Annotated in this window: 1 protein-coding gene and 1 pseudogene; one reads left to right on the forward strand and one right to left on the reverse strand. The window is 66.9% G+C overall.

Going from position 1 to position 1,889, the window contains the following annotated elements; translation table 11 throughout:
• Positions 1-905: steroid 3-ketoacyl-CoA thiolase (locus A9X05_RS25485; RefSeq protein WP_067784919.1), on the reverse strand; the 905-nt coding region annotated here is incomplete at its 3' end.
• Positions 906-1,027: 122 nt separating this feature from the next.
• Between A9X05_RS25485 and A9X05_RS32755 the strand changes: the two are divergent.
• Positions 1,028-1,819, forward strand: a pseudogene (locus tag A9X05_RS32755) (steroid C27-monooxygenase); the annotation flags it as partial.
• Between the last annotated feature and the right edge of the window lie 70 nt (positions 1,820-1,889).

Consider the following 1,889-nt stretch of genomic DNA (forward strand, 5'->3'; position numbering starts at 1 on the left):
ATCTTCATGCCGGCCTTTTCCAGGACCTTGGCGGTGGACTGGACGGGGCCGTCGAGGTGGTAGTACGGCTCGGCGCCGACCAGCGCCTGGCTGACGATGCGGGCCCGCGGCCGCAATCCGAGCGACTTGGCCTTGTCCTCGTCCATCCACAGCACCGCCGCGGCGCCATCGGAGATCTGCGACGACGTTCCCGCCGTGTGGATTCCGCCCTCGATGACCGGCTTCAGCGAGCTCAGCCCCGACAGGGTGGTCTCCCGCAGGCCCTGGTCGCGGGAGATGGTCACCCGCTCGGACGTCGGCTGCTTGTTCTCGTCCAGTGCCGGCGCCTCGATCGGGGAGATCTCGCGGTCGAACCGGCCTTCCTCCCACGCCCGCTTGGCCTTGGCCTGCGATTGGTAGCCGAACTCGTCGATGTCGTCGCGGGTGATGCCCCGCCGCTTGGCGATCCGCTCGGCCGCGGTGAACTGGTCGGGCAGGTCGATGTCCCACGACGCGGGCCGCAGGATGCTTCGGTCGGGACCGGCGTTGGCGCCGAGTCCGACGCGGCTCATGGCCTCGATTCCGCAGGCGATGCCGATGTCGATGGCACCCGCCGCGATCAACCCGGCCACCAGCCCGTTGGCCTGCTGGCTGCTGCCGCACTGGCAGTCCACGGTCGTGGCGCCGACGTGCTCCGGCAGCCCGGCGACCAGCCAGCTGACCCGGGTGATGTTGTTGGACTGCTCGCCGAACTGCGTCACGCAGCCGCCGATGACCTGTTCGACGTCGCCGGCGTCGATGCCGGCCTTCTCCACCAGCGCCCTCTGCACCGCGCCAAGCAGCTCGGTCGCATGCAGCCCTGACAGCCATCCGTTGCGCTTGCCGATGGGGCTGCGGGTGGCTTCGACGATTACCGGGTTACCCATTCCGTCAGGCTAGAACACGTTTCATTAGTCTGACAAGCGACGATGGTGACCTGCCTTTTATCTGCGCAGGAGCCGTGTTTTACTGGCACTAGAACACGTTGCAATTGAGGAGCGCACACATCATGGCACCCCCCAACATCCCCGCCGACTTCGACTTTCTCGACCCCGACGTCAACCTCGCCGGGCTGCCCGTCGCGGAACTCGCCGAGCTGCGCAAGGCGGAGCCCATCCACTGGGTCGACATCCCCAATGGCGCGGGCGGGTTCGAGGACCACGGATATTGGCTCGTCACCAAGCACGCCGACGTCAAGGAGGTGTCCAAGCGCAGCGACATCTTCTCGAGCTGGATGAACGGCGCCATCCCGACGTGGCCGCCGGAGATGAAGCGCGAGCAGGTCGAGCTGCAGCGCAGCGTCATGCTCAACATGGACGCACCCCACCACACCCGGCTGCGCAAGATCATCTCGCGCGGCTTCACGCCACGGGCCATCGGACGGCTGGAGGCCGAGCTGGCCCAGCGTGCCCAGAACATCGCGAAGACCGCGGCGCACGAGGGTAGCGGCGACTTCGTCGAGCAGGTCTCGTGCGAGCTGCCGCTGCAAGCCATCGCGGGCCTGCTCGGCGTTCCCCAGGAGGATCGCGACAAGCTCTTCCGCTGGTCCAACGAGATGACCGGCGGCACCGACCCCGAGTACGCTCACGTCGATCCCGCGCAGTCGTCGATGGAACTGATCACCTACGCCATGGCGATGGCCGCGGAGCGCAGCAAGAACCCCACCGACGACATCGTCACCACGCTCGTCCAGGCCGACATCGACGGCGAGAAGCTCTCCGACGACGAGTTCGGTTTCTTCGTGGTGATGCTCGCGGTGGCGGGCAACGAGACCACGCGCAACTCGATCACCCACGGCATGTGATCGGCGACCGCGTTGAAGATGAGGTTGATGGTCATGCGGGCCAGGTTCGCGCCGATGCAGTAGTGGG

The sequence above is a fragment of the Mycobacterium sp. E3298 genome (genome assembly GCF_001666895.1).
GTDB lineage: Bacteria > Actinomycetota > Actinomycetes > Mycobacteriales > Mycobacteriaceae > Mycobacterium.